This is a genomic window from Nonomuraea sp. NPDC046570 (genome assembly GCF_040645915.1).
Lineage (GTDB): Bacteria > Actinomycetota > Actinomycetes > Streptosporangiales > Streptosporangiaceae > Nonomuraea.
Window position 1 is genome coordinate 76,274 of record NZ_JBEYZF010000002.1, and the last position, 24,896, is coordinate 101,169.

Here is a 24,896-nt window from a genome sequence, read left to right on the forward strand (position 1 = left end):
CGGCTACGGCCCCCTATCCACCGCACACGCCTTTCTGGACCGGCCGGTAGCCTGGAATGCGGGGGAGACGGGCAAGTCATTCGGTGCGCGCCGTCAGCCCCGGCGCGCGAAGCGGCCCGAGGTCAGTGGGGTGACCCGGGCACGTGGCCAGACGCCGGACTCGGGGACAGGCGATTGCCCGCTGTGTGCTCAGGAAGGCGAGTGCAAAGTGGTGGATGAAACGCGCATGCGTGGGGGGAAGGGCCTGGCCGAGGCCCTGGAGCACTATCTGTCGGAGTGGACCCGGCGCACCGGGATCACCGTCGAGACGTGGGCCCTCCCGGAGGGGGAGGTGCCGGCCAGGATCGCCCGGGGGGTCATGGTCGCGTTCGAGGAGGCGCTGCTCAACGTCGAACGGCACAGCGGCGCCCGTACCGTGTCGGTGGCGGTCACGCTGGGCCCGAGCGGGCTGCGCATGACCGTCAGCGACAACGGCCACGGCTTCTCCTCCGAACCCGAGGGCCGGGGCATCGCGCTCATGCGCGCCCGCTTCCGCGAACTGGGCGGCAACCTGTCGGTCAACGGCGTGCGCGGGGAGGGCACGACCGTGACGGGCGTGGTGCCGCGCACTAGGGGAGCGTGAGGATCTCGCTGCCGCCGTCGGTCACCAGGATCGTGTGCTCGAACTGGGCGGTGCGCTTGCCGTCCTTGGTGACGGCGGTCCAGTTGTCGGGCCAGATGTCGTAGTCGATCGTGCCGAGCGTCAGCATCGGCTCGATGGTGAACGTCATGCCGGGCACCAGCTCCACCTTGTGCGACGGGTCGTCGTAGTGGGGCACCATCAGCCCCGAGTGGAAGGTGGTGCCGATCCCGTGGCCGGTGAAGTCGCGCACCACGCCGTAGCCGAACCGCTTGGCGTACGCCTCGATGACCCGCCCGACGATGTTGAGCTGCCGGCCCGGCGCCACCGCCTTGATCGCCCGCATCGTCGCCTCGCGGGTGCGCTCCACCAGCAGCCGCGACTCCTCGTCCACCTCACCCACCAGGAAGGTCGCGTCGGTGTCGCCGTGCACGCCGCCGATGAACGCGGTGATGTCCACGTTGACGATGTCGCCGTCGCGCAGGACCGTGTCGTCGGGGATGCCGTGACAGATCACCTCGTTGATCGAGGTGCACAGCGACTTGGGGTAGCCGCGGTAGCCCAGCGTGCTGGGGTAGGCGCCGTGGTCGAGGAGGAACTCGTGCCCGACGCGGTCCAGCTCGTCGGTGGTCACCCCGGGGGCGACGTGCCTGCCCACCTCCTCCAGCGCCTGCGCGGCGATCCGGCCGGCCACCCGCATCCGCTCGATGATCTCCGGGGTCTTCACGTCGGGCTCGCCGGTCTTGGGGCGCTTCTTGCCGACGTACTCCGGCCGCTGGATGTGGGCGGGGACCTTGCGCATGGGCGAGAGGCGCCCAGGCTGGAGCAGTGTCGTCATGGAGATGAGTCTAGTTGGACCTTCCACCGGGCAGGATTGCACCCGTGAGCAATGATCAGTGGTGGTTCTGCCTGAAGCACATGCGGGTCGAGCCCGACCAGGGCTGCCCCAACAAGGACCGGATGGGTCCCTACCCGACGGAGCAGGAGGCGGCCGGCGCTCTGCAGCGGGCCGCCGACCGCAACAAGGCCTGGGACGAGGCCGACCAGGACGAGGACGACTAGGTCACCGTGCCGGGCCGGGGCCGGTCGCCGTACCGCCCCGGCCCGGGTAAAGCGCACGGGGGGAAATCCCCTGGCGAGCGTAAACTTGGCCGCGTGGACATCGATCCCCGACGGCTGCGCGTGCTGCACGAGGTCGCCCGCCGCGGCGGGGTCATGCGGGCCGCCGAAGCGCTGCACCTCACCCCGTCCGCAGTCTCCCAGCAGCTCACCCAGCTCGAACGCGAGGTCGGCCTGCCGCTCATCGACAGGTCGCAGCGCACCGTCTCACTGACCCCCGCCGGCCGGGTGCTGGCCGGGTACGCCGAGCGGGTCGAGGAGGAGCTGGCCGAGGCCAGGCGCGAGCTGACCCGCTTCACCGAGGAACTGGCCGGTCCGGTCGCCATCGCCTCCATCGCCAGCGTGATCACCCACATGCTGGTGCCGGCGCTGGGCACGCTGGCCGAACGCCATCCGCTGATCACGCCGGTCGTCCACGAGATGGAGGGTTCTCGGGCGCTCAACGAACTTAGGCTCGGCAGCGTCGACATGCTGATCACCGAGCAGGACATGAGCCTGCCGGTGCCCGTCCACCCGTCGCTGCTGACGCACAACTTCTACATCGACGAGCTGCGCCTCGTCGCGCCGCCGAGCTGGCCGGAGACGCCGCGCACGGTGGCCGACGTGGCCGGGGTGCCGTGGGTGGCGAGCGACCCCGCGAACTCCTGCGGGCAGGCGCTGGAGCGGCTGTCCGCCCTGCACGGCTTCGAGCCCCGCCGGGTGCACGTGACCAGCGAGTTCTCGCCCACGCTGGCGTTGGTCGCCGCGGGGCACGGGGTGGCGATCGTGCCGACGCTGGCGCTGCTGAACGTGGACGAGGGCGAGGTGCGGGTGAGCGAGGTCAGGGATCTGGGGGCGCGCAGGCTCGACGTGGTGACCCGGCTCAGCCGTACCAGGTCGGGGCAGCCCGATCCGGTGCAGGCCGTGGTGATCGGCGCGATCGAGGAGGCGACGAAGGCGCTGAGCCGGTCGCTAGTCGGCCACCTGCGGGCCGCTGACCCGCTCCAGCAGCCTGGCGAGCCGGTCGCGTAGCCCCGGGCGCGGGGCGACCTCCCCCGCCGCGGCACTGACCAGGTGCTGGGCGCCGTCGAAGGAGAGCAGCCCGTCGGCGGGCACGGCGAGCGCGTCGTGCGCCAGCCCGGCCAGCTCGGAGTCGCCCCCCTCCAGCGCCAGGATCGTCGCCCCGGTACGGCGCGCGCCCTCGACCCGCTCCAGCAGCGGCACCGGCGCCCGCCCCTCGGCCACCACGAACAGGGTCTCGCCCCGTCCCGCCCGCCCCGCCCGGTCGAGCCCGACGCTCAGGTGGGCGGGCGCGCCCGGCGGCGGCGCCCAGCGCACCAGCGTGGGCGCGAGCTGCGGCAGGCCGGACAGGCGGGCCTCGTCGCCGAGGTGCGCGGTCAGGTGCCAGGGTTCCTCCTCGGGCGTGCCGACCAGCAGCAGGCCGCCGGGTGAACGGGTCGCCCGCAGCGCCAGGCCCAGCTCGCGGGTGCGCTCCAGCCAGCCGGACTCGGCGAGGAGTTCTCGGAGGAAAGCCACAGATGCACCGTCCATGCCGTCCATCGTGCCCCAGGAGCCGCGCCGCCGCCGAGCGTTCCGCCGACACGGACCTGTCGGAGCCGGTCGATGGGGGTGCTGGCATGATCTGGCTATGACTGATCTGCCTGATGTGAGCGGACTGACCATCGGAATCCTCGGCGGCACCGGAGACCAGGGCAAGGGGCTGGCCCGCCGGTTCGCCCTGGCCGGGCACCCTGTGCTCATCGGCTCGCGCAGCGCCGGGCGCGCGCAGGAGGCGGCCGACACGATCGGCTCGGGAGCGCGCGGCGCGGAGAACGCGGCCGTGGCCGCCGAGGCGGACGTGGTGATCGTGGCCGTGCCGTGGGACGGGCACAAGGCCACGCTGGAGTCGCTGCGCGGCGAACTGGCCGGGAAGATCGTGATCGACTGCGTCAACCCGCTGGGGTTCGACAAGCAGGGCGCCTTCGCGCTGCCGGTCGAGGAGGGCAGCGCCGCGCAGCAGGCCGCCGCCGTGCTGCCGGACAGCCGGGTGGTGGGCGCCTTCCACCACGTGTCGGCGGTGCTGCTGCTCGACCCCGAGGTGGCGGAGGTCGACCTCGACGTGCTGGTGCTCGGCGACGACCGCGAGGCGACGGACACGGTGCGCGCCCTGGCGGCGGCCATCCCGGGCGTCCGCGGCGTGTACGGCGGGCGGCTCCGCAACGCCCACCAGGTGGAGGCGTTCACCGCGAACCTGATCTCGATCAACCGCCGCTACAAGGCGCACGCCGGGATCCGCGTCACCGACGTGTGAGCCGCTCATCGGGCGGGGCGCTGTGCGCCCGCCGCCCGCTTGCCCGGCCGGCGCGGTTCACAGCCAGCCCGCGTCCTGGGCGATCCGCACGGCGTCGATCTTGTTCCTGGCGCCGGTCTTGGTGATCGCGCCGGTCAGGTAGTTGCGCACGGTGCCGGCCGACAGGTGCAGCCGCGCGGCGATCTCCTCGGCGGAGGCGCCGCGCGCGGACTCCTTGAGCACCGTGCTCTCGCGCTGGGTGAGCGGGCTCTCGCCGTACTCCATGGCCGAGGCGACCAGTTCGGCGTCCAGCACCCGCAGGCCCTGCGCGGTGCGCCGGATGGCGTCGGCGAGCCGGTCGCCGGGGGCGTCCTTGACCAGGAACGCCTCGATGCCGGCGGCCAGCGCGCGGCGTACCTGGCCGGGCTGGCCCATCGCGGTCAGCACCAGGACGCGGCAGGTGGGGAGCCGCCCTAGGAGCGTGGCGGCGGCGGTGATGCCGTCGAGGACCGGCAGGTCGATGTCGACGACGGCGACGTCGGGCCGTACCTCCAGGGCTCTGGGCACGATCTGGTCGCCGCTGGTCACCTCGGCGACCACCTCGATGTCGGGTTCGAGGCGGAGCAGCGCGGTGAGCGCGGCCCTGATCATGTGCATGTCCTCGGCCAGCAGCACCCTGATCACGCGGGCACCTCCATGACCAGCCGGAACCCGCCGCCGTCGGTGCCGCCCGCGGTGACCGACCCGCCCGCCTGCGCGGCCCGCTCGCCGAGCCCGGTCAGCCCGCCGCTGTTCGCGGGCGTCCCGGCGGCGGGCGCGCCGTCGTTGACGACCTCCAGGTGTACGGCTCCGCCGCGCACGGACGTGCTGATCGTGCAGATGGTCGCCCTGCTGTGGCGCAGCACGTTCGTCACCCCTTCGCGCACGCCCCAGGCCAGCGTCTCCTCGCTGTCGCGGGGGAGTTCGGTCTCGGTGAGGTTGACCTGGCAGTCGACCCCGGACGTCTCCAGCAGCGCGACCGCCCGGTGCACCTCGCCCGTCAGCGACATCTCGCGGTAGCCGCGCGCCACCAGGCGCACGTCCTGGGCCGCCTCCCTGGCCACCTGGACGAGTTCGCCGACCTCGTTCCTGGCCGCGCCGGGGTCGCGGTCCATGAGCCGGGTGGCCAGGTCGCCCTTGAGCGCGATCGCGGTGAGGCTGCGGCCGAGCCCGTCGTGCAGGTCGCGGGAGATCCGCAGCCGCTCCTTCAGCACCGCGGCCTCGGCCAGGTCGGCGCGGGCCTGCTCCAGCTCCACCGTCAACCGGACGAGGCGGACCAGGCTGTAGATCATGCCGCCGGTGATGACGATGGTCAGGCCGTAGTAGAGGCCGACGCTGAAGCTGCCGGTCATCTCGACCAGGCGCACCATGTGACAGAGCGCCGTGAGGCCGACGATCGGGGCGCTCCAGCGCAGCGGCACGAGCAGCAGCAGCGGCCCGGCGAACAGCGCGGCCGCGCCCTGCGACCAGCCGCCGACCAGCCCCAGGTTGGGCAGGTAGGTGGCGAGCGTCTGGATCACCAGCAGCGCCACCACGTGCTTCGGGCGTTCACCGCGCAGCGCGGCGCTGAGGTTCAGGTAGTGGGGGACGTAGAAGCCCACCAACGCCGCCAGGACGATCAGGGTGATCTGCGCGGACCCCATCAGCGCGTACAGGACCACGCCGGAGATCATGTAGCCGACGGAGATGAGGACCACCACGGTGACGGCGACTCGGCGCGCTGAAGTGCTCATATCCCGACCATTATGACTTTCGGGACTCCCACCGGAACCGGTAGCGGAGGGCGGCCAGGCCGATGGCGGCCCAGACCGCGAGGTTGAGCGCGGGCAGCAGGTACCCCGACGCCGCGCCGCCAGTGTGGGCGACCCTGGCGGCGTCCACCACGGCGCCGCTCGGCAGCAGGTCGAGGACCGTCTGCGCCCAGCCGGGCAGCAACTGGCGCAGCGGTCCGAAGCCGCCGCCGCCGAGCCCGGCGAGCAGGAAGAACGGCATGGTCAGCACGGCCGCCAGCTCCGCCCGGGAGATCACCGCCGTGTACGCCGCGCCGAGCAGCGCCAGCACCCCGGCCCCCGCCACCACGAACAGCGCGTACGCCAGCGGGACGGCCGGGGCGCGCAGTCCGCCCGCCGTGTGCAGCACGATCGAGATCACCGCCGCCACCAGCACCGACTGCGCGGCGATGTTGAGGATCTCGCCGCCCAGGATGTCGCGGTCGCTCAGCCCCGTGGCGCGCATCCGCTTGAGGATGAGCTGGTCCCTGCGCGCGGACAGGGTGACCGCGGCCTGGTTCAGCGCGGTGATCGTCAGCACCATGGCCAGCAGGCCCAGGTGCATGTCCAGCAGCATGCCGGGCCGGGACCCGCCGATCCTGCCGAGCGCCATCGGCAGCCCGATGCCCAGGCCGAGGGAGAGCGCCACCGAGGTGGTCAGCGCCACCTTGTCGCGCCAGTACACGCGCCCGCCGAAGCGGGCGACGGCGACGAGCTCACGCATGCCGGGTCTCCTGTTCCGCCAGATCGAGAAAGAGGTCTTCGAGGGAGGCGGTCCGCACTTCGAGGCCGCGCAGCCGTACGCCGCGGGCGCCCGCCCAGCTCAGCAGGGTCTGGGCGGCGAGGTCGGGGTCCCCGGCCCGGCAGGTGGCGACCGTGCCGTCCACGGTGGCGGGCAGCGGCAGGTCGGCGGCGTCCACCCCGTCCGGCAGCTCGAAGCAGACCCGCCCTGCCTGCGCGGCCAGCGTCTCGGCCATGCCGCCGCCGGCCACGATCCGGCCCCGGTCCATGATGGCCATCCGGGAGGCCAGTTGCTGCGCCTCCTCCAGGTAGTGGGTGGTGAGCAGGATCGCGGTGCCCGAGTCGGCCACGTCGCGGACGACCTGCCAGGTGTTCCGGCGCGCCTCGGGGTCCATGCCGGTGGTCGGCTCGTCGAGGAAGAGCACCTCGGGGCGGCCGAGCAGGGCCAGCGCCAGGTCCAGCCTGCGCTTCTCGCCGCCGGACAGTTGCCTGACCTTGGTGCCGGCCTTCTCCCGCAGCCCGGCCAGCTCCAGCGCCTCCTCGGCGGGGCGCGGGGCGGCGGTGAAGGAGCGCCACGACTCGACGGTGGCCGTCACGGTCAGGTCGGGGAGGAAACCGGCCTCCTGCAGCATGATGCCGGTGCTGCGGCGTACCCGGCGGCGGTCCTTGGCCGGGTCGAGGCCGAGCACCCGCGCCCGGCCCTCGTCGGGGGTCTGGAAGCCGGCCAGCAGTTCGATGGTGGTGGTCTTGCCGGCGCCGTTCCGGCCGAGCAGGGCGAAGATCTCGCCGGGCGCGGCCTCGAAGGAGACGCCCTTCACGGCCTGGAAGCCGCCGTAGCTCTTGGTGAGCCCGTCGGCCTGGATCGCTTTCACACCTGCGATTGTTCTCGGGGCGCGGCGGCGGGGGCAGTGAAGAATTCATGACTTCCACCGGATCTGACAAACAGCCAGCCCTCAGGACATTCTTGGCACATGACTGAGCTTCGTCCCGAGACCAGAGCCGTCCACCTGCCCCGGCCGGTGATGAACGGAAGCCGTCCGATCTCCGTGCCCCTCTACCAGACCTCCGGCTTCGTCTTCGACGACCCCGAGGTGTTCGCCGACGGGATGGGGCGCCCCGACGGGGCCTTCGTGTACGGCCGGCTCTCCAACCCGACGGTCCGCTCGCTCGAAGAGGCCGTCGCCGGGCTGGAGGGCGGCGTGGGCGCCGTCGCCACCGCGTCCGGCATGGGGGCGATCAACTCGGTCCTGCTCGGGCTGCTCCAGCCGGGCGACCACCTGATCGCCCAGGAGGCGCTGTACGGCGGCACCGCGGCCATGATCAACGAGCTGGCCCGGCGGTTCGGGGTCGCTGTCAGCCATGTGCCCGAGGACGACCCCGAGGCGCTGCGGGCTGCCGTACGGCCCGAGACGAAGCTCGTCTACCTGGAGACCATCGCCAACCCCGTCTGCCAGGTCGCCGACCTGCCCGCCATGTGCGCGGTCGCCCGCGAACTCGGGGTGACCTCCGTCGTGGACAACACCTTCGCCTCGCCGATCCTTTGCCGGCCGATCGAGCACGGCGCGGACATCGTGGTGCACTCCACGACGAAGTACCTGTCCGGGCACACCGACGTGCTCGGCGGGATCGCGGTCTTCGCCGACGACGCGATGTACCGCAAGGTGTGGCACTTCGCGGTCGAACTGGGCGCCACACCCGACCCGTTCGCCGCGTGGCTGACGCTGCGCGGCATGCAGACGCTGCCGCTGCGGATGGAACGCCACTGCGCCAACGCCCGCCTGCTCGCCACTCGCCTGGCCGAGCACCCCGCCGTCGCCGCCGTACACTGGCCCGGCCTGCCGTCGCACCCGTCGTACACGGTCGCGGGCAAGCTGCTGCCGGACTTCGGCGGCGTCTTCTCCTTCGACCTGAAGGGCGGCCGCCCGGCGGGGGAACACTTCATGAGCTCGGTACGGCTCGCCCTGCTCGCCCCCTCACTGGGCGGCGTGGAGACGCTCATCCTGCACCCCGCCACCACCTCGCACCGCTCCCTGTCACCGGCGGAACTGGCCCGCCACGGCATCAATGAGGGCACGGTCCGGGTCGCGGTCGGCATCGAACACCCCGAAGACCTGTGGTCCGACTTCGCCCAGGCCCTCTCGTAACGCATTGATCGCCCATGGGCTGATCTTTTTGCTTAGGGGAATGTGGGTGTGCTTACATAGCTATAGAAAATTTTCTACCGGTGCCTAGGGGCAACCCGAACACCACATCCTAAGGCCGCCTTCGGGCGGCCTTAGCGCTATCGTGACCCGGTGCAACTCTGCTACCTCGATGAGTCCGGTGGCTGCGAGTCTCCGGACAAAAACTTGACCGCTACGCCGGTAATGGTGCTTTTAGGGCTGATTGTCAACAGTTCTTCCATTCCAGCATTGACGAGAGACTTCCTGGTGCTGAAACGTAGCCACTTTCCGGGGCGTTTCACCAAAGGTTTCGCCCTCGACCACATTCTCGTGGAGATCAAGGGCAGTGAGATCCTGCAGATGACCCGGGACCGGTCCCGCAACCAGCGTCGCAAGGCAGACCGCTTCCGGTACGAACTCCTTGACCTGGTGGAAACGTACGGATGCCGGCTTGTGGGGCGTGTATGGATCAAGGAAGCGGGCAAGTGATCCTTACACTCCTCTGGGCGAGGTGCCCTTGTTCGCGGCAAGCGACAATCATGCCGGGCTCCAGATCGCCGACCTCCTCGCATCCACTCTGGTATTCCCCATGGCGGCCTCTGCCTACTGCCCTCAGCGGCCAGGGAATCCGCACTCGTCAGGCTGTACGCGGGCGTGCGGGCGGCCTTCGGTCCTCGGCTCCGCGGTCTTCAATACCGCTACCGCGATGAATCGGGCCGCTGGCGTGGAGGGCTTGTGGTCAGTGACCCTGTCTCCAGGAAGCCGGGCTCGTGGCTGTTCGAGCCGTAGCCCCAGCGGGGTACCACCTCGTCGCGCCGTGGAGCTCGGAGTGGTCGGCTTGACAAGATGGTTAGGCGATTAGGAAAATTCCTAAATGCTGTCCGGTGATGTGATGCGGGCTGTGGCCAGTGAGCCGCGGTTGCGGATTTTGGCGTGGCTCAAGGAGCCTGAGGCACATTTTCCGCCGCAGGTCGACGGGGATCTGGTGGCGGACGGGGTGTGCTCGCTGCATATCGCGAGCAGGCTCGGGATGACCCAGCCGAGCGCCACGGGGCATCTGAAGATCCTGGAACGCGCGGGGCTCATCAGAGGCAGGCGGATCAAGCAATGGGTCTTCTACCAGCGTGACGAGGAAGGCATCGCCGCGTTGAAGCGGGCCATCGAGGAGGAGCTTTGACAGGCATCGGTGATGTACGGGCGGCGGCCGCACGGATCGGGGGGCACGTCCTGCGCACGCCGGTCGTCGAGGTCGCGCCCGGGGTGCTGTTCAAGCTGGAGTGCCTGCAGCACTCGGGGTCGTTCAAGGTGCGGGGGGCGTTCAACCGCATCCTGTCCGCCGAGGTGCCCGGCAGTGGGGTGATCGCGGCCAGTGGGGGGAACCACGGGCTGGCGGTCGCGTACGCGGCTCGGGCGCTCGGGATCCGGGCCGAGATCTTCGTGCCCGAGGTGGCGAGCCCCGTCAAGGTGGCCGGGCTGCGGGCGCTGGGGGCGGAGATCACCCAGATCGGATCGATCTACTCGGAGGCCGCGGAGGCCGCCGCCAAGCGCGCCGCCGAGACGGGTGCGCTGCGGGTGCACGCGTACGACCAGGCCGAGGTGGTGGCCGGGCAGGGGACGGTCGGCCTGGAGTTGATGGAGCAGACGGGCGGCGTGGACACGATCCTCGTCGCGGTCGGCGGCGGCGGCCTGGCAGCCGGGGTCACCATCGGTGCGGGTGCGGGTGCGGGTGGGGTGCGGATCGTGGCCGTCGAGCCTGAGCGGATTCCGACGCTGCACGCCGCGCTGGAGGCGGGGCGGCCGGTGCCGGTCGAGGTGGCGGGTGTGGCGGCCGACGCGCTGGGGGCGACCAGGTTGGGAGACCTCGCCTTCGGCATCCTGTCGACGGCCGCCGTCACGAGCGTGCTCGTCGGCGACGAGGCGATCGTGGAGGCCCGCCACACGCTGTGGGAGCGGCACCGGGTGGCCACCGAGCACGCGGGAGCCACCGCCTACGCCGCCCTGCTGGCGGGCGCGTACGTCCCCGCCCCCGGGGAACGCGTCGCCGCCGTGGTGTGCGGCTCGAACACCGACCCGGCGACTCTGCCCCGCCAAGGCTCGGCGGCCTGAGCGTCGGGGTTCCGCAGCCACGCCACCGCAGCCACGCGACCGAGGCCCTGCCATCAAGCCGTCTTTGGCCCTGATGTAGGGGGCGGAAACCTGAGTCTCCGCCCCGGGGTCAGCTGTAGGTGTGTTCGGGGGCGGGGAAGGCGCCGGTGGCCACCTCGGTGGCGAAGGCGCGGGCGGCGTGGTCCAGGTCTTCGGCGAGGTTGGCGTACTGCTTGACGAACTTGGCCGGGTGGGGGGTCAGGCCCATGAGGTCCTGCCAGACGAGGACCTGGGCGTCGGTGGCGGGGCCGGCGCCGATGCCGATCGTGGGGATCGACAGCGACGTGGTGACCCGTTCCGCCAGGTCGGCGGGGACGCATTCGAGGACGACGGCGAACGCTCCGGCCCGTTCCAGGTCCTTGGCGTCGGCCATCAGCTCCTCGCCGGACTCGCCGCGCCCCTGGACGCGGTAGCCGCCCATGGTGTTGACCGACTGCGGGGTGAGCCCGAGGTGGGCCATCACCGGTACGCCCGCCGAGACCAGCGTCTCGACCTGCGGCAGCACCCGGCGCCCGCCTTCGAGCTTCACCGCGTGCGCGCCCGCCTCCTTCATGAACCGGGCCGCCGACTCCAGGGCCTGCGCGGGTGAGGACTGGTAGGAGCCGAACGGCAGGTCGGCCACGACGAGCGCGCGCGACGACCCGCGGACGACCGCGGCGGTCAGCGGGAGCAGGTCGCCCACGGTGACGGGCACGGTCGAGTCGTAGCCGTACACGACCATGGCCGCGGAGTCGCCGACGAGCAGCACGGGCACGCCCGCCTGGTCGAACACGCGGGCCGTCATCGCGTCGTACGCGGTGAGCATCGGCCACTTCTCGCCGCGGGCCTTGGCGGCGGCGAGGTCGCGGACGGTCACCCTTCGACCTGCCTGCCCGCCGTAGAGCGTGGTCGGGGAGCCGGTGGACTCGGGGGTGGCAGAGGACATGGTGCATCCCTCCAGAGGAGTCTCGAGTCGCCCCTGTGGCGTACCCGGACGATCTGATGATGGCACGAGGTTCAACGCCCGTCTCCCCGGAGGTAATCCGGTGGCGAAAGTGTCGGTAACGAACGACACAATAGGGACGGAGGTAAGTAATAAAAATGGCTATCGAACCTTACCGGCGCTTGTTGCGCCTGCCCGGCGTCCGCACGTTGCTGCTGGTCGGGCTGCTCGCCCGGATCCCCACCACCGCCACCGGCATGGCGCTGACCCTGCATGTGGTCAACGGCCTCGGGCTCGGTTTCGCACAGGCGGGCCTGGTGGGCATGGCGAGCACGGTGGGCATGGCCGTCGGCTCGCCGCTGGCGGGGAGGTTCGTCGACCGGCACGGCCTGCGTCCGGTGCTGGTCGTGACGACGCTCGCGCAGGCGGTGTTCTGGGCCGGTGCCTGGGCGCTGCCGTACCCGGTGCTGGTCGTCGCCGCGGGTGTGGCGGGGCTGCTGGCGCTGCCGGTGTTCAGCGTGATCCGGCAGTGCCTGGCCGCGATGGTGCCGATCGAGCAGCGCCGGATGGGCTTCTCGCTGGACTCGATGTTCATCGAGCTGTCGTACATGACCGGTCCCGCGCTCGCGGTCGCCGGGGTGACCACGCTGGGCAGCCAGTGGACGATGGCCGTGATCGCGGCCGGCATGGTCGGCTCCGGGGTCGGCCTGCTGCTGCTCAACCCGCCGACGCGCTCGGCCGAGGAGCTCCTGGCGCCGCCGGTGAAGGTGGCGCGCGGGCAGTGGCTGACCCCGGCGTTCGTCGCGCTGCTGGGTACGGCGGCCGCCGCCACGTTCGTGCTGACCGCGACCGAACTGTCACTGGTCGCCTCGATGAAGCACTCGGGCGCCACGGCCTGGATCGGCGTCGGCGTGGCGATCTGGTGCGCCTATTCACTGCTGGGCGGCTTCGTGTACGGCGGGCTGTCCCGGGGCTTCTCGCCGCTGGTGCTGATCGCCGCGATGGGCGCGCTCACCGTCCCGGTGGGGCTGGTCGGCGGCGACTGGCGGTGGCTGCTGGTCGCGCTGGTCCCGGCCGGCGTGCTGTGCGCCCCGGCGCTGTCGTCCACGGTGGACAGCGTCAGCCGCTGGGTGCCGGCGGGTGCCAGAGGAGAGGCGATGGGCCTGCACGGCACCGCGCTGATGATCGGCGGCGCGTCCTCGGCGCCGATCGCCGGGGCGATCATCGACAGCCATGGGCCCGCCTGGGCGTTCCTGGTCGCGGGCCTGGTGGGGGTGGTGATGGTGCTGGTCGCACTGCCGTTCTGGCGGCGCAGGCCGCGCCCGGAGGCGGACGCCGAGCCGGTGCTCGAGCCCGTGTCCGCCACCGGAACACCCTGATCCCATTACGAAACGGGACAGTTGCGTATCGAAATACCTTGCGATACGGTTGCGTTGCGAAACTCAACCGTATCGAAATTTGGGGATCCTTGTGGAACAAGACACCGGACATCCACGGCGATGGGCGATCCTGGGAGTGCTGGTGTTCAGCCTTCTCGCGGTCGTGCTCGACAACACGATCCTGAACGTCGCCCTGAAGACCATCGCCGACCCGAACGAGGGCCTCGGCGCGTCCCAGAGCCAGCTCGAATGGGCGATCAACGCCTACACCCTGGTCTTCGCCGGCCTGCTGTTCACCTTCGGCGTCATCGGTGACCGTACCGGTCGCAAGCGAATGCTCTTCATCGGCATGGCGCTGTTCGGCCTGGCCTCGCTGGCCAGCGCCTACTCGACGGATCCGATGCAGCTCATCCTGGCCAGGGCCTTCATGGGCGTCGGCGGCGCGGCCATCATGCCGGCCACCCTCGCCATCATCTCCAACGTCTTTCCGCCACGGGAGCGCGGCAAGGCGATCGGCATCTGGGCGGGTGGAGTCGGTCTGGCGGTGGCGATCGGCCCGATCACCGGCGGCCTGCTGATCGAGCACTTCTGGTGGGGCTCGGTCTTCCTGATCAACGTGCCGATCGTGCTGATCAGCATGGTGCTCATCGGCATGATCGTGCCCGAGTCGCGTGACCCCAAGCCGTCCAAGCTCGACCCGGTGGGCGTGCTGCTGTCGGTCATCGGCCTGGTCGCGGTCACCTACGGCATCATCCGCGGCGGTGAGCTGGCCAGCGTCACGAGCGCCGAGGTGCTGGTGCCGACGCTCGTCGGCGTCGCGGTGCTGGCCGTGTTCGTCTGGTGGGAACGGCGCATCGACCACCCCGTCTTCGACGTCTCGAACTTCAGCAACATCCGCTTCAGCTCGGCCATCGCGATGATGGGCATCGTGTTCTTCGCGATGATGGGCGGGATGTTCTTCCTGGTGTTCTACCTGCAGGTGGTGCTGGGCTTCACGCCGCTGCAGGCGGGCGCGCTGATGATCCCGTTCGCGGCCGCGCAGCTCATCTTCGCGCCGCTGAGCCAGCGGGTGAACGAACGCTTCGGCGCCAAGGCCGCCGCCACGGTGAGCCTGATCGTGGTCACGCTCGCGCTGGGCAGCTACGCGCTGATGGATCAGAACACCCCGATCGTGCTGATCGAGGTCGTCTTCTTCGTCCAGGGCGCCGCGATGGCCAACCTCATGCCCCCGGCGACGACCGCCATCATGGAGTCGCTGCCCAGGGAGAAGGCCGGGGTCGGCTCGGCGATGAGCAACACGGTCCGGCAGGTGGCGGGCGCGCTGGGCGTGGCCGTCCTCGGCTCGGTGCTGTCCTCCAGCTACCGCGGCGAGATCGCGCCCGCGCTCTCGGCCCTGCCCGAAGGGGTACGGCACGAGGCCGGCGAGTCCATCATGGCCACCGTGAACGCGGCCCAGAGCATGGGGGAGCAGGGCAAGGCGCTGCTGCAGCCCGCCTACGACGCCTTCATCCACGGCATGCACACCACGGCGCTGGTCTCCGCGGTGGTCGCGCTGGTGGGCGTGGGCGTGGTGTACAGGTGGATGCCGGGCAAGGCGCCGGCCGTACTCAAGGTGGAAGAGAAGCAGCCAGCGGTAGTGTGAGCGCGCGATGACGACGACTGAGACAGGTACGGCCCGCCCTGCGGGCCGTCCCCGCAGCGAGAAGGCCGAGAAGGCGATCATCGAGGCGACCCTCGAGCTCGTCGGCGAAGGCGTGAGCGTGTCCGAGCTGTCGATCGAGGCGATCGCGGCCCGGGCCGGCGTGGGCAAGACGACGATCTACCGGCGCTGGTCCAACAAGGAGGACCTCGTCGCCCATGCGCTGGCGAAGCTCAAGGCGCCGCTCCCGCCGCTCGCCGGGGTCTCCGTCCGCGAGGACCTGATCACGCTGCTAGACGTGATGCGCACCGAGGCCGGCCACGTGCGCACGCGTTGCGTGATGAACATCGCGCTCAGTGAGTCGGACCGCTACCCGCAGCTGTTCGAGAAGTTCAGGATGCTCGCCATCGAACCGCGCAGGCAGGCGATGGTCGAGGTCCTGGAGCGCGGCCGGGCGAACGGCGAGCTGCGGCCCGACCTCGACGTCGCCCTCGCCATGGCGATCCTCAACGGGACCATGCTGTGGCACACCAAATGGGGAGGCGAGGGCCTGCTCACCGCCGATCTCGCCGAGCGCATCGTCGACCAGGTCCTGCAGGGCCTGGCCGCCTGAACCCGGCCCGAGACCTCGCGGGCGGGCCGGAGAAGGGGCCCTAGGCAAAACGTGAGCAATGTTCTAGTCTCGCGGCCATGCCCCCCATGCGCAGGATCGCGACGCTCGTCGCGCTGACCGTTGGCCTGCTGTTACCCGCAGGAGTCGCCTTCGCCCACGAGGAACGGGAGGTCAAGCTGCCCGACGGGTCGGGAAGCGTGCCGGTCCTCCGGACGGGCGAGCCCGACCTCCTGGTCTGCAAAACCGACAAAGCCGACTTCGAGCAGCGGATCGCGAAATTTCCGGACGACCTCCGGCAGCGCAATCTCGACCTCTTCGCGAAATGTCAGGAAATAGGGTTCAGGCATCTGCAGGAGGCCGTCGACCAGGTCGACAAGCCGGGGATGAACATCGCCATCCTGCCGGGTCTCTACCACGAGGAGCCCAGCCAGCCCGAACCCACCGGCGAGTGCGCCAACCTCAAGGCCCGCTGGTCCTCCTGGGGCTATCAGATCCTCTCCTTCGAGCAGCAGAAGCAGTGCCCGCACAACCAGAACCTGGTCGCCATCCTCGGCGTGAAGGACCTGCAGATCGAGGGCACCGGCGCCGGCCCGCTGGACGTGATCGTCGACGCGCAGTACCGCAAGCTGAACGCGATCCGCGCCGACATGACCGACGGCGTCTACTTCCGCAACTTCACCGCCCAGCGCACCACCTTCAACTCGCTGTACATCCTGGCCACCGACGGCTTCGTCATCGACAGAATGCTGACCCGCTGGAACGACGAGTACGGCTTCCTCACCTTCGCCAGCGACCACGGCCTCTACACCGACTGCGAGTCCTACGGCAACGGCGACTCCGGCATCTACCCGGGCAGCGCCTCCAACATCAACGACGGCCGGGGCTACGACGTGCCGCGCTACGCCATGGAGATCAGGCGCTGCTCCAGCCACCACAACATGGTCGGCTACTCGGGCACGGCCGGCGACTCGGTCTGGGCGCACGACAACGACTTCTACGGCAACCTGGCCGGCGCCACCATGGACAGCGCGTTCCCCGGCCACCCCGGCCTGCCGCAGAACCACGCCAAGTTCGAGCGCAACCGCATCTACGACAACAACGCCGACTACTACAAGTACGTCAAGGACGGCACCTGCGAGAAGAAGCCCGCCGAGCGAGGCTACGAGCAGGGCGTGGTCTGCCCGCAGATCGGCCTGCCACCGGGCACCGGCGTCATCGTCGGCGGCGGCAACTGGAACGTCTTCCGCGACAACTGGATCTGGGGACACGAGGCCAGCGCCTTCAACCTGCTGGCCGTGCCCGCCTTCATCCGCGGCGAGGAATCGTGGGACAAGCAGTTCGACACCTCCCACCACAACCTGTACACCGGCAACAAGCTCGGCCTCTCCCCGACCGGCGAGCGGCGCCCGAACGGCGCCGACGTGTACTGGGACGGCCAGGGCGCCGGCAACTGCTGGGAGGGCGTCGGCGCCTCGACCCCGGGCGCGCTGCCCGGCTGCGGCGGCACCGGCCCTTCGCGGGTGGTGGCCGAGCCGGTGAAGCTCATCCAGATGTACCTGTGCAACGACTACAGCATCGGCGAACAGCGCCTGCCCGGCGGCTGCTCCTGGTACGGCTCGACCGGCATCGAACGGGTGGAGGTCCAGATCGCCCTGGGCGGTTCCCTGGTCCTCGCCCTGGTGGCGGTCCTCCTGTGGCGCAGACGCCTGCGCGAGCACGGCACCGCAGCCAAGGGAGCCCAGTCCGCCAAGGCAAGGTGGGCCGCGATCCTGACGGTGGTGGGCCTCGCGGGCCTGGCCGCCGACGTGGTGGGCGCGCTGGACTGGTACACGCCCGTGTCCGCCGTCGCGCTGGCCCTGATGGGCGTCTGGTTCCTCGGCGTCGGCCTGATCATGCGCGGCGCCTTCGGCTGGTTCAGCGTCGTCGTCGGCGCGCTCTCCCTGGTCGACGCCCTGGACAAGGCCGTCTGGATGCTCCCGCTGATCCCCGTCGGCCCCGGCTGGATCAGGGGCCTGCTCGTCGGCGTCTGGGTGCTGTGGGCGGTCGTGCTGCTCGCGCCGAGGCCTCGCCGTACAGCGGTGGCCGAGGAGGTGGCCGCGTGACCCGGGCCGGAGTCGTGCTCGCCTGCCTGCTGCTGGCCGGATGCGGCGCGCAGGCCGAGACGCACCACAATCCGGGCACCGGCCACGAGGTGTCCACCTCGGTGCCGGCCCCGGTGGCGGGCGAGGCGCGCGCCGAGATCACCATCGCGGCGGGTAAGGTCGAGCCGCCGCCCGGCTGGCTGGAGCTGACCAAGGGCCAGCCGGTCAGCCTCATCGTCACCAGCGACGTCGCCGACGAACTGCACGTGCACGGCTTCGACATTCCGGCCACGCTGGTGCCGGGACAGCCGGTCACGGTCCGCTTCAAGGCCGACAGGACCGGGGTGTTCGAGGTGGAGACGCACGACTCCAAGCTGGTGCTCCTCCAGCTCCGCGTGCGGTGAACGTCCTGGCGCACGGGGTCGGCAGCCGCAGCGACCTGCCGATCCCCGAGTTCTACGCCTACGCGGGCGCGTTCGCCGCGCTGGTCGTCTCCTTCCTCGCGCTCGGCCTGCTGTGGGCCGACTCGCGGTTCAGGGGAGCGGAGGCGGGCGTGCCGATCAGGGTCTCGCCGCCCGCCCGGCCGCTGCGTGTGGTGAGCCTGCTGCTGCTGGTGTACACGCTCGGCTGGCTGGTGGCCGGCCCCGCGCGCACGGAGGCGAACGCCGGGCCGTACCTGGTCTATGTGGTGTTCTGGGTTGGTCTGGTGCCCGCCTCGCTGCTGTTCGGGCCGGTGTGGCGGCTGCTCAACCCGTTCCGGCTGCTGCCGGACCGGGCGCGCAGGCCGCTGCCGGCCCGGCTCGGTCACTGGCCCGCCGCGGCGGGCCTGCTCGCCTTCACCTGGGTGGAACTGGTCTCGCCCGAGCCCGCCGCCCCGGCCACCCTGCTGGCCTTCCTCGCCCTCCACGGCGCGGTCCAGCTCACCGGCACCCTGGTGTACGGCCACGCCTGGCTGGAGCGCGGCGACCCGTTCGAGGTGTACTCCACGCTGGTCGGCCACCTGTCCCCGGTCGGCCGCAGGTCCGACGGCGCGCTGGTGCTGCGCAGCCCCTTCAACGGCCTCGACGCGATCGTCCCCGCGCCGGGCCTGGTCGCCACGGTCTGCGTCCTGCTCGGCAGCACCGGCTACGACGGCTTCTCCTCCGCGCCCTTCTGGGTGGACGCCCTGCAGTCGGGCCCGCTCGGCCGGACGGTCCTCGGCACGGCGGGCCTACTGGCCGCGATCGTCGCCGTGGCCGTGCTGTACGCGGCCTGCATCGGCGCTGCCGGGCTGATCGGCGGAGCCCGGGGGATGTCACCGAGGTTCGCCCACTCCCTGGTCCCGATCGCCGTCGGCTACCTGGTCGCGCACTACTTCTCGCTGCTGGTCATCGAGGGGCAGCGCGCGTTCCTGCTGGTGTTCGGCCTGGACGGCGAGGTGGATCTGGAGATCGTCGGGCCGGGGGTGATCGCCACCGTCCAGGTGCTGGCCGTCATCGGCGGGCACGTGGTCGGGGTCGTCGCCGCCCACGACCGGTCGGTCCGCCTGCTGCCCCCGGCGAGGGCGGTGGCCGGGCAGATCCCGCTGTTCGTGCTCATGGTCTGCTACACCCTCGGCGGGTTGACCCTATTGTTTGCCGCATGAGACGTACTCCCGTACAGCAACGCAGCGTCGAGCGGGTCGGCCAGATGCTCGACGCGGCGGCCGAACTGCTGGCGGAGGGCGGCTACGACGCGCTCAGCACGCGCGCGGTCGCGGCCAGGACCGGGCTGCCGATCGGCTCGATCTACCGCTTCTTCGACGACAAGCGCGGCCTGGCCCAGGCGCTGGCGCGGCGCAACCTGGAGCAGTTCCTGGCCGGCATCGCGGTGGGCATGCCGGGCGCCGCCCACTGGGACCAGGTCGTGGACGTCGTCGTGGACGAGTACCTGCGGATGAAGCGGACCGTGCCCGGCTTCGCGGTCATCGACTTCGGCGACAACCACGAGGTGGCCGCGGCGCTGGCGGAGATGCTCGCCGCCCGCGCCGGGCTGACCGACGGGGAGCCGCTGCGGATGGCGCTGCTGACCGCGGTGGAGGCGGCGGACGCGCTGCTGCGCGCCCACCACGGCGACCCGGCGATGGTCGAGGAGACCAAGGAGATGCTGCGGGCCTACCTAGCCCGCCGCCTCCCGCCAGCGGTTGGTGATCGGTAGCCGCCGGTCTCGGCCGAAGTTCTTCGGCGTGATCTTCGGACCGGGCGGATACTGCCGCCGCTTGTACTCCGCCTGGTCGACCAGCCGGATGACGCGGGTGACCAGCGCGGGGTCGTGCCCGGCGGCGACCAGCTCGGCCGAGCCCATGTCCTTCTCCACATAGTCGTCCAGCAGCCGGTCGAGCACCTCGTAGGGCGGCAGCGAGTCGGTGTCGCGCTGGTCGGGCCGCAGCTCGGCGCTCGGCTCCTTGGAGATGGAGTTCTCCGGGATCGGCTCGTCCACCCGGAGCAGGAAGCCGTCGCCGGTGTGCGCGTTGCGCCAGCGCGACAGCGTCCACACCAGCGACTTCGGCACGTCCTTGATCGGCGCGAAACCGCCCGCCGAATCGCCGTACAGCGTCGAGTAGCCGGTCGCCAGCTCGCTCTTGTTGCCCGTGGTCAGCACCAGGTGGCCGTGCTCGTTCGACAGGCTCATCAGCGTCATGCCGCGCACCCTGGCCTGCAGGTTCTCCGCGGCCAGCCCCGACAGCTCGATCTCCTTCTCGAAGGCGTCGACGATCTGCCCGATCGGCACGATCCGCGAGTGCAGGCCCTGCCGCCGCACCAGCTCCTCGGCGTCGGAGACGGAGTGCGCGGAGGAGTAGCGCGAGGGCATGAGCACGACGTGCACCTGGTCGGGCCCGATCGCGTCGGCGGCGATGGTCGCGGTGAGCGCGGAGTCTATGCCGCCCGACAGGCCGAGGATCACCGACCGGAAGCCGTTCTTGGTCACGTAGTCGCGTACGGCCAGCACCAGCGCGTGGTACACCTCGCCGGTGTCGTCGAGCCGCTCGGCGATCGGCCCGGTGATCGGCTCGGCGATCTCGACCGGCTCCTCCGACAGCACCAGCCGCTCGACCGTGATGATCGAGCCGTCACCGGCGTCGTACGGGAACGTGCCGGGCTCGGCCTCCGACACGGGCAGCTCCAGATCGGTGACGAGTAGCTCCTCGCGGAACTGCCCGGCCCTGGCGACCAGCTCGCCCGAATCGTCTACCACCAGCGAGTGGCCGTCGAAGACCAGCTCGTCCTGGCCGCCCACCTGGTTGGCGTAGGCGAGCGCGCACCCGGCCTCGCGCGCCCTGCGGGCCACCAGCTCCAGCCGGAAGTCGTCCTTCTCCTTCTCGTACGGCGAGGCGTTCGGCACGACCAGCAGCCCGGCACCCGCCCGGCCGACCACCGCGACCGGCCCGCCGTCCTGCCACAGGTCCTCGCAGACGGCGATCGCCACGTCCACGCCGTGCAGCCGGAAGATCGGCAGCCGGTCGCCGCGGACGAAGTAGCGGTACTCGTCGAAGACGCCGTAGTTGGGCAGGTGGTGCTTGGCCGTACGGGTGGCGACCCGGCCCTGGTACAGCACGGCGGCGGCGTCCAGCGGGGCGCCCTTGGGCTGCCCGGTGCGCGGCGCCAGATTGGCCCGGCCGACATAGCCGACGACGACCGGCAGGTCGCCGAGCCCCTCCTCGGCGAGGCGGACCGCGGCCCGCTCCAGGGTCGCGATGCTGGCGTCGACGAAGGAGGTGCGCAGCACGAGGTCCTCGACCGGATAGCCGGTGAGGAACATCTCGGTGAAGACGACCAGGTGCGCGCCGCGCTCGGCGGCCTGGCGGGTCCAGCCCACCAGCGAGTCGGTGTTGGCGCTCAGGTCGCCGACGACGGGATTGGTCTGTGCCAGGGCAATGCGCAGGTATGCCACGGGAACAGCCTAGTACCTCAGCTTTCTTATCATCAAAAGGACGATAAGTGAGATCTATCTCGCCTCCCGGTCGCCCGGCCTGATCAACCCCGATTCGTAGGCCGCCATGACGAGCTGGGCCCGCTCGAACAGCCCCAGATGATCGAGAAGCGAGGCCACGGTGGCCGCGACGGAACGTTCCTGCACCACCAGCGTCTGCGCGATCTGCCGGTTGGTCAGCCCCCTGGCCACCAACTTGAGCACGTCGATCTGCGCGTCGGGCAGCCCGGCCAGCTCCGGCGGCGCCCCCGGGTCGGTCCGGCCGGCGAACGCGGAGATGAGGCGCGTCGTCACCGCGGGATCGATCAGCGCGTCACCCGCCGCGGCCGCCCGCATCGCGGCGATGAGCTGCTCGGGTGCCGACGTCTTCAGCACGAACCCGCTCACCCCCGCGCGCAGCGCCGCGTAGAGGTTGTCGTCGGTCCCGAAGGTGGTCATCATGATCACCTTGGGCGGGTCGGCGTCGGCCAGGATTCGTCTGGCAGCGGTCAGCCCGTCCAGCCGGGGCATCTGGATGTCCATCAGCACCAGGTCGGGCCGGGTGTCGCGGACGACCGCGATCGCCTCCTCGCCGTCGCGGGCCTCGCCGGCCAGCTCCAGGCCGGGCTCGCTGTCCAGCACCACCCGCATCCCGGCCCTGACCAGGGCCTGGTCGTCGGCCACCACGACGCGCAGCCGCGCCTGCACGGGTACCGGCACCGGCTGGGCCCGCTCGTCCAGGTGCGGTGCCTGGGCGAGCATGTCGGCCTCCAGCCGCTGCAGCGTGCCGGACAGGTCGAGGCCCAGCTCGTCCCGCCACACCTCTCGCGCCCTGCGCAGCGCGCCCAGCGCGTCGCCCTGCCGGCCGGTGCGGTAGAGCGCCTGGGCGAGCAGCCGCCAGGCCTCCTCCCTGAGCGGGCAGGCCGAGGCGTACGCCTCCAGGTCGGGCACCAGTTCGGCGGCCCGGCCGAGCAGCAGCCCCGCCCCGGCCCTGCGCTCGACCGCGACCAGGCGCAGCTCCTCCAGGCGGCTCGCCTCGGTCGAGGCCCACATCAGGTCGGCGAACTCGGCCAGCGCGGGTCCCCGCCACAGGTCGAGCGCCGCCTCCATGGCGGTCCACACCTGCTCGGCCTCGCCCTCCTGCTTGACCAGGGTCTCGAAGCGCCAGGAGTCCACCTGGCCGGCCTCGGCGCGCAGCGCGTAGCCGGGCGGCGCCGAGACCAGCACCCCGGCCTCCTCGCGCGGCGCCCTGCCGGGTTCCAGCGCGCGGCGCAGCCGGGAGACGTACCCCTGGATGGTCGACAGGGCCTGGGCGGGCGGGCCGCCGGGCCACAGTTCGTCGATGAGCATGTTCACGGGCACGGCACGGCCCCTGGCCACCAGCAGGCGGGCCAGCACCGCCATCTGGCGCTGGCCGCCGAGGTCCAAGGGGAGGCCGTCGTGGGTGGCCTGGAACGGGCCGAGGGCATTAAAGGTCAACATCGCAGGCGTAAGCGTAGAGCGAGCAACGACACCCACATATGGCGACATCAGCCATCATTTCCCCATCACTGGTAGTTCGGCGTGAACCATGGTTCCGCCGCCGGGCCCCGGCCGTACCGTACAGGTTCCGCCGAGTTCGGCGGCGCGCTCGCTCATCGAGCCGAGGCCGATGCCCCGCCGCAGGTCGGCGGGCAGTCCACGGCCGTCGTCGCGGACGGTGATCCGCAGGTTCGCCGCCCGCTCCAGGGTGATCCACATGTTCGCGGCGCCGGCGTGCTTGCGGGCGTTGTTGAGCGCCTCCTGGATGATGCGGTAGGCGGCGACCTCCACGGCCGCGGGCAGGCCGCCGAGGTCGCCCGAGGTCTCCACGGGGAGGCCGGCCAGCTTCTCCACCGCGCCCGCCAGGCCCAGCTCGTCGAGGGCCGGGGGGCGCAGGCCGTACACCAGCTCCCTGATGTCGGAGCTGACCGCGTCCATGCCCGCGCGCAGCTCGGCCAGCATGGTCTCGGCCTGGTCGGGAGAGTCGCGCACGGCCAGCCGGGCGGCGTTGATGGACATCGCCATGCCGCCGAGCGACTGGCCGAGCCCGTCGTGCAGGTCGCGGCGCAGCCTGCGCCGCTCCTCCTCGCGCGCGGTCAGGATGCGCTCGCGCGAGGCCTGCAGGTCCCCGGTCAGCCGCACGGCGTGCGCGGCCTCGGCGATGTACGGCGTCAGCGTCGCGATCACCCGCTCGTCGTGCGCGGCGGGAAACGCCCGCCGCTCGGGCGGCCCGATCAGCAGCACCCCGACGGTACGGCCGTGCCACACCAGCGGCACCGTCCGGGCGACCGGCTCGGCCGCGCCCGACGTGGTCGCCGCGCCGTCGATCCGCACACTCGCCCCGGTCACCGCCAGCCCCTCGCGCAGCACCTCCAGCGTGGCGAGCAGCCCGTGCCCCGGGTCGGCCTGCCGCAGCCGCGTCTTGAGGCGCTCGGCCAGCGCGGTCGGGTCGCCGGTGCTGCCGTAGAGCAGGCGGTCCACGCCGCGCTGCAGCCCCCGGTGGATGGGCCGGAAGAACGCGCCCGCGAACAGCGCCGCGGCCAGCCCCGCGAACCGGTCGAACTCCGACAGGAACAGGCTGGAGGCGCCGCCCGCCGCCAGGTACACGGCCGCGGTCATCACGGCCAGCCCGGCGCCGATCAGCGCCCGGCTGATCAGCGTGTCGATGCCGAACAGCCGGTAGCGCAGCACCGCCACCGCGATCGCGGCGGGGATGAGCGGGATGGTCAGCGAGGCGACCCACCAGAGCGGGCCGCCGACGATCCACGGCACGATCAGGCCCGGCAGCGCGGCCATCAGCCAGAGCAACTGGCGGCGCTCCACGGTGTCGCCCCGTTTGAACCGCACCACCAGCGACCCCAGGGCCAGCACCATCGCCAGCGAGACCTCCCAGGAGATCGCGTACCTGAGGTCGGCCCGGCCGGCGACCTTGGCCACCCAGTCCGCGACCATGGCGACGCCCGCCAGCACGATCACCCAGCGCCACCCGGGCGACGGCAGCCGCCCGGTCGGGAAGAGCAGCGGGAGCAGCACCGCCAGGGCCAGCGTGCAGACGTTCCAGCTCAGCGTCACGAGCGCCCACTCGTCCGGCGGCACGCCCGTCATCATCGCGGTGTTGGCGGCCAGGATGTTGACCGCCGCGGCCAGACCGCCCACGCAGAGCAGCCAGCCGACCGGATGGCGCGGCAGCGCCCACACCAGGACCACCCCGAACAGCGGGAACACCGTCCCCGCCATGTCCTCGGGCGCGAACGGCAGCGGGTTGTCCGGCGAGCGCGGCAGCCGCGTCGTCACCCAGACGTCGGCGAGCTCCAGCACGATGGCGAACGCGGCCACGCCGATCGCCGTGCCTCGTAGCGCGGTGTCGCCCGGCCATCCGCCCGGCGCCATCCTGAGCCGGCGCATCCCACCTGTCCTCTCCGCGCCCCCGGGGTGGGGCTGCGGGGAACAT

Annotated in this window: 26 protein-coding genes; 16 read left to right on the top strand and 10 right to left on the bottom strand. The window is 71.4% G+C overall.

Features of this window, described 5'->3' with window-relative positions:
* The first annotated feature begins 226 nt into the window (after window positions 1-226).
* On the top strand, window positions 227-622 hold the full coding sequence (locus ABZ911_RS03910; protein WP_358051590.1) for an ATP-binding protein: 396 nt from the start codon (window positions 227-229) through the stop codon (window positions 620-622).
* Here the strand turns inward: ABZ911_RS03910 and map are convergent.
* On the bottom strand, window positions 609-1,457 hold the full coding sequence (gene map, locus ABZ911_RS03915) for a type I methionyl aminopeptidase (RefSeq protein ID WP_358051592.1): 849 nt from the start codon (window positions 1,455-1,457) through the stop codon (window positions 609-611). The genes ABZ911_RS03910 and map overlap by 14 nt on opposite strands.
* A 44-nt stretch (window positions 1,458-1,501) precedes the next feature.
* Between map and ABZ911_RS03920 the strand changes: the two genes are divergently transcribed.
* Entirely contained in the window at window positions 1,502-1,681 is a 180-nt protein-coding gene (locus tag ABZ911_RS03920; RefSeq protein ID WP_358051594.1) for a hypothetical protein, read from the top strand.
* Window positions 1,682-1,774: 93 nt separating this feature from the next.
* Window positions 1,775-2,749, top strand: a complete 975-nt coding sequence (locus ABZ911_RS03925; protein WP_358051596.1) for a LysR family transcriptional regulator — start codon at window positions 1,775-1,777, stop codon at window positions 2,747-2,749.
* Here the strand turns inward: ABZ911_RS03925 and ABZ911_RS03930 are convergent.
* The gene (locus ABZ911_RS03930) at window positions 2,690-3,268 is read right to left on the bottom strand and encodes a hypothetical protein (protein ID WP_358051598.1); all 579 of its coding nucleotides are present in this window, start codon (window positions 3,266-3,268) and stop codon (window positions 2,690-2,692) included. The genes ABZ911_RS03925 and ABZ911_RS03930 overlap by 60 nt on opposite strands.
* A gap of 97 nt (window positions 3,269-3,365) precedes the next feature.
* Here ABZ911_RS03930 and npdG point away from each other — a divergent pair, with 97 nt between their 5' ends.
* Window positions 3,366-4,028: an NADPH-dependent F420 reductase gene (gene npdG, locus ABZ911_RS03935; protein ID WP_358051600.1), complete on the top strand. Its 663-nt coding sequence runs from the start codon at window positions 3,366-3,368 to the stop codon at window positions 4,026-4,028.
* 57 nt (window positions 4,029-4,085) lie between these two features.
* Here the strand turns inward: npdG and ABZ911_RS03940 are convergent, their stop codons facing one another.
* The 4 genes from ABZ911_RS03940 to ABZ911_RS03955 are packed head-to-tail and all read right to left on the bottom strand — an operon-like array spanning window position 4,086 to window position 7,428.
* Window positions 4,086-4,691 (bottom strand): response regulator transcription factor, encoded by a 606-nt coding sequence (locus ABZ911_RS03940; protein WP_358051602.1) that lies wholly within the window; start codon window positions 4,689-4,691, stop codon window positions 4,086-4,088.
* Window positions 4,688-5,779: a sensor histidine kinase gene (locus ABZ911_RS03945; RefSeq protein WP_358051604.1), complete on the bottom strand. Its 1,092-nt coding sequence runs from the start codon at window positions 5,777-5,779 to the stop codon at window positions 4,688-4,690. The genes ABZ911_RS03940 and ABZ911_RS03945 overlap by 4 nt, the downstream gene beginning before the upstream one ends.
* A 10-nt stretch (window positions 5,780-5,789) precedes the next feature.
* Complete coding sequence (locus ABZ911_RS03950) at window positions 5,790-6,539, bottom strand: ABC transporter permease (protein ID WP_358051606.1); 750 nt, start codon at window positions 6,537-6,539, stop codon at window positions 5,790-5,792.
* Window positions 6,532-7,428, bottom strand: a complete 897-nt coding sequence (locus tag ABZ911_RS03955) for an ABC transporter ATP-binding protein (protein ID WP_358051608.1) — start codon at window positions 7,426-7,428, stop codon at window positions 6,532-6,534. Before ABZ911_RS03955 ends, ABZ911_RS03950 begins: the two co-directional genes overlap by 8 nt.
* A 99-nt stretch (window positions 7,429-7,527) precedes the next feature.
* On the opposite strand from ABZ911_RS03955, the gene ABZ911_RS03960 reads away from it, so the two are divergent.
* The 5 genes from ABZ911_RS03960 (at window position 7,528) to ABZ911_RS03980 (ending at window position 10,824) form a co-directional block, all read left to right on the top strand.
* Complete coding sequence (locus ABZ911_RS03960; protein ID WP_358051610.1) at window positions 7,528-8,700, top strand: aminotransferase class I/II-fold pyridoxal phosphate-dependent enzyme; 1,173 nt, start codon at window positions 7,528-7,530, stop codon at window positions 8,698-8,700.
* Window positions 8,701-8,850: 150 nt separating this feature from the next.
* On the top strand, window positions 8,851-9,207 hold the full coding sequence (locus ABZ911_RS03965; protein WP_358051612.1) for a hypothetical protein: 357 nt from the start codon (window positions 8,851-8,853) through the stop codon (window positions 9,205-9,207).
* Window positions 9,179-9,580: a DUF3800 domain-containing protein gene (locus tag ABZ911_RS03970; protein WP_358052414.1), complete on the top strand. Its 402-nt coding sequence runs from the start codon at window positions 9,179-9,181 to the stop codon at window positions 9,578-9,580. Before ABZ911_RS03965 ends, ABZ911_RS03970 begins: the two co-directional genes overlap by 29 nt.
* A gap of 12 nt (window positions 9,581-9,592) precedes the next feature.
* The gene (locus ABZ911_RS03975) at window positions 9,593-9,895 is read left to right on the top strand and encodes a metalloregulator ArsR/SmtB family transcription factor (RefSeq protein ID WP_358051614.1); all 303 of its coding nucleotides are present in this window, start codon (window positions 9,593-9,595) and stop codon (window positions 9,893-9,895) included.
* Complete coding sequence (locus tag ABZ911_RS03980; RefSeq protein WP_358051616.1) at window positions 9,892-10,824, top strand: serine/threonine dehydratase; 933 nt, start codon at window positions 9,892-9,894, stop codon at window positions 10,822-10,824. The genes ABZ911_RS03975 and ABZ911_RS03980 overlap by 4 nt, the downstream gene beginning before the upstream one ends.
* 109 nt (window positions 10,825-10,933) lie before the next feature.
* Here ABZ911_RS03980 and panB read toward each other — a convergent pair whose 3' ends face one another.
* Window positions 10,934-11,788, bottom strand: coding sequence for a 3-methyl-2-oxobutanoate hydroxymethyltransferase (gene panB / locus ABZ911_RS03985; protein WP_358051618.1), 855 nt, complete (start codon window positions 11,786-11,788; stop codon window positions 10,934-10,936).
* Window positions 11,789-11,943: 155 nt separating this feature from the next.
* On the opposite strand from panB, the gene ABZ911_RS03990 reads away from it, so the two are divergent.
* The 7 genes from ABZ911_RS03990 to ABZ911_RS04020 all read left to right on the top strand — a co-directional run bounded on the left by ABZ911_RS03990 (window position 11,944) and on the right by ABZ911_RS04020 (window position 19,672).
* Entirely contained in the window at window positions 11,944-13,164 is a 1,221-nt protein-coding gene (locus ABZ911_RS03990; RefSeq protein WP_358051620.1) for an MFS transporter, read from the top strand.
* Window positions 13,165-13,306: 142 nt separating this feature from the next.
* Complete coding sequence (locus ABZ911_RS03995; protein WP_358051622.1) at window positions 13,307-14,806, top strand: MFS transporter; 1,500 nt, start codon at window positions 13,307-13,309, stop codon at window positions 14,804-14,806.
* A gap of 7 nt (window positions 14,807-14,813) precedes the next feature.
* On the top strand, window positions 14,814-15,416 hold the full coding sequence (locus tag ABZ911_RS04000; protein WP_358051624.1) for a TetR/AcrR family transcriptional regulator: 603 nt from the start codon (window positions 14,814-14,816) through the stop codon (window positions 15,414-15,416).
* Between the two features lie 77 nt (window positions 15,417-15,493).
* Entirely contained in the window at window positions 15,494-17,518 is a 2,025-nt protein-coding gene (locus tag ABZ911_RS04005; protein WP_358051626.1) for a right-handed parallel beta-helix repeat-containing protein, read from the top strand.
* On the top strand, window positions 17,515-17,901 hold the full coding sequence (locus tag ABZ911_RS04010) for a hypothetical protein (RefSeq protein ID WP_358051628.1): 387 nt from the start codon (window positions 17,515-17,517) through the stop codon (window positions 17,899-17,901). Before ABZ911_RS04005 ends, ABZ911_RS04010 begins: the two co-directional genes overlap by 4 nt.
* Window positions 17,898-19,121 (top strand): hypothetical protein, encoded by a 1,224-nt coding sequence (locus ABZ911_RS04015; protein ID WP_358051630.1) that lies wholly within the window; start codon window positions 17,898-17,900, stop codon window positions 19,119-19,121. Before ABZ911_RS04010 ends, ABZ911_RS04015 begins: the two co-directional genes overlap by 4 nt.
* Window positions 19,118-19,672 carry a TetR/AcrR family transcriptional regulator gene (locus ABZ911_RS04020; protein ID WP_358051632.1) on the top strand — a complete coding sequence of 185 codons (555 nt, stop codon included), beginning with the start codon at window positions 19,118-19,120 and terminating at the stop codon, window positions 19,670-19,672. The genes ABZ911_RS04015 and ABZ911_RS04020 overlap by 4 nt, the downstream gene beginning before the upstream one ends.
* Here ABZ911_RS04020 and ABZ911_RS04025 read toward each other — a convergent pair.
* Genes ABZ911_RS04025 through ABZ911_RS04035 form a run of 3 tightly spaced genes read right to left on the bottom strand, consistent with a single transcriptional unit; the run spans window position 19,634 to window position 24,850 of the window.
* Window positions 19,634-21,406 (bottom strand): NAD+ synthase, encoded by a 1,773-nt coding sequence (locus ABZ911_RS04025; protein ID WP_358051634.1) that lies wholly within the window; start codon window positions 21,404-21,406, stop codon window positions 19,634-19,636. The genes ABZ911_RS04020 and ABZ911_RS04025 overlap by 39 nt on opposite strands.
* Before the next feature lie 54 nt (window positions 21,407-21,460).
* Window positions 21,461-22,906 (bottom strand): BTAD domain-containing putative transcriptional regulator, encoded by a 1,446-nt coding sequence (locus tag ABZ911_RS04030; protein ID WP_358051635.1) that lies wholly within the window; start codon window positions 22,904-22,906, stop codon window positions 21,461-21,463.
* Between the two features lie 54 nt (window positions 22,907-22,960).
* A complete protein-coding gene (locus tag ABZ911_RS04035) occupies window positions 22,961-24,850 on the bottom strand; it encodes a histidine kinase (RefSeq protein WP_358051637.1) in 1,890 nt (629 codons plus the stop codon).
* Window positions 24,851-24,896: the final 46 nt, after the last annotated feature.

What these genes read in the sequence shown, in the direction of transcription:
- ABZ911_RS03930 (WP_358051598.1), bottom strand. Translation starts at nt 3,268, where the DNA reads ATGGACGGTGCATCTGTGGCTTTCCTCCGAGAACTCCTCGCCGAGTCC.
- ABZ911_RS04005 (WP_358051626.1), top strand. Translation starts at nt 15,494, where the DNA reads ATGCCCCCCATGCGCAGGATCGCGACGCTCGTCGCGCTGACCGTTGGC.
- ABZ911_RS03975 (WP_358051614.1), top strand. Translation starts at nt 9,593, where the DNA reads ATGCTGTCCGGTGATGTGATGCGGGCTGTGGCCAGTGAGCCGCGGTTG.
- ABZ911_RS04000 (WP_358051624.1), top strand. Translation starts at nt 14,814, where the DNA reads ATGACGACGACTGAGACAGGTACGGCCCGCCCTGCGGGCCGTCCCCGC.
- npdG (WP_358051600.1), top strand. Translation starts at nt 3,366, where the DNA reads ATGACTGATCTGCCTGATGTGAGCGGACTGACCATCGGAATCCTCGGC.
- ABZ911_RS04030 (WP_358051635.1), bottom strand. Translation starts at nt 22,906, where the DNA reads ATGTTGACCTTTAATGCCCTCGGCCCGTTCCAGGCCACCCACGACGGC.
- ABZ911_RS03950 (WP_358051606.1), bottom strand. Translation starts at nt 6,539, where the DNA reads ATGCGTGAGCTCGTCGCCGTCGCCCGCTTCGGCGGGCGCGTGTACTGG.
- ABZ911_RS03945 (WP_358051604.1), bottom strand. Translation starts at nt 5,779, where the DNA reads ATGAGCACTTCAGCGCGCCGAGTCGCCGTCACCGTGGTGGTCCTCATC.
- panB (WP_358051618.1), bottom strand. Translation starts at nt 11,788, where the DNA reads ATGTCCTCTGCCACCCCCGAGTCCACCGGCTCCCCGACCACGCTCTAC.
- ABZ911_RS04035 (WP_358051637.1), bottom strand. Translation starts at nt 24,850, where the DNA reads ATGCGCCGGCTCAGGATGGCGCCGGGCGGATGGCCGGGCGACACCGCG.
- map (WP_358051592.1), bottom strand. Translation starts at nt 1,457, where the DNA reads ATGACGACACTGCTCCAGCCTGGGCGCCTCTCGCCCATGCGCAAGGTC.
- ABZ911_RS04020 (WP_358051632.1), top strand. Translation starts at nt 19,118, where the DNA reads ATGAGACGTACTCCCGTACAGCAACGCAGCGTCGAGCGGGTCGGCCAG.
- ABZ911_RS03990 (WP_358051620.1), top strand. Translation starts at nt 11,944, where the DNA reads ATGGCTATCGAACCTTACCGGCGCTTGTTGCGCCTGCCCGGCGTCCGC.
- ABZ911_RS03910 (WP_358051590.1), top strand. Translation starts at nt 227, where the DNA reads ATGCGTGGGGGGAAGGGCCTGGCCGAGGCCCTGGAGCACTATCTGTCG.
- ABZ911_RS03960 (WP_358051610.1), top strand. Translation starts at nt 7,528, where the DNA reads ATGACTGAGCTTCGTCCCGAGACCAGAGCCGTCCACCTGCCCCGGCCG.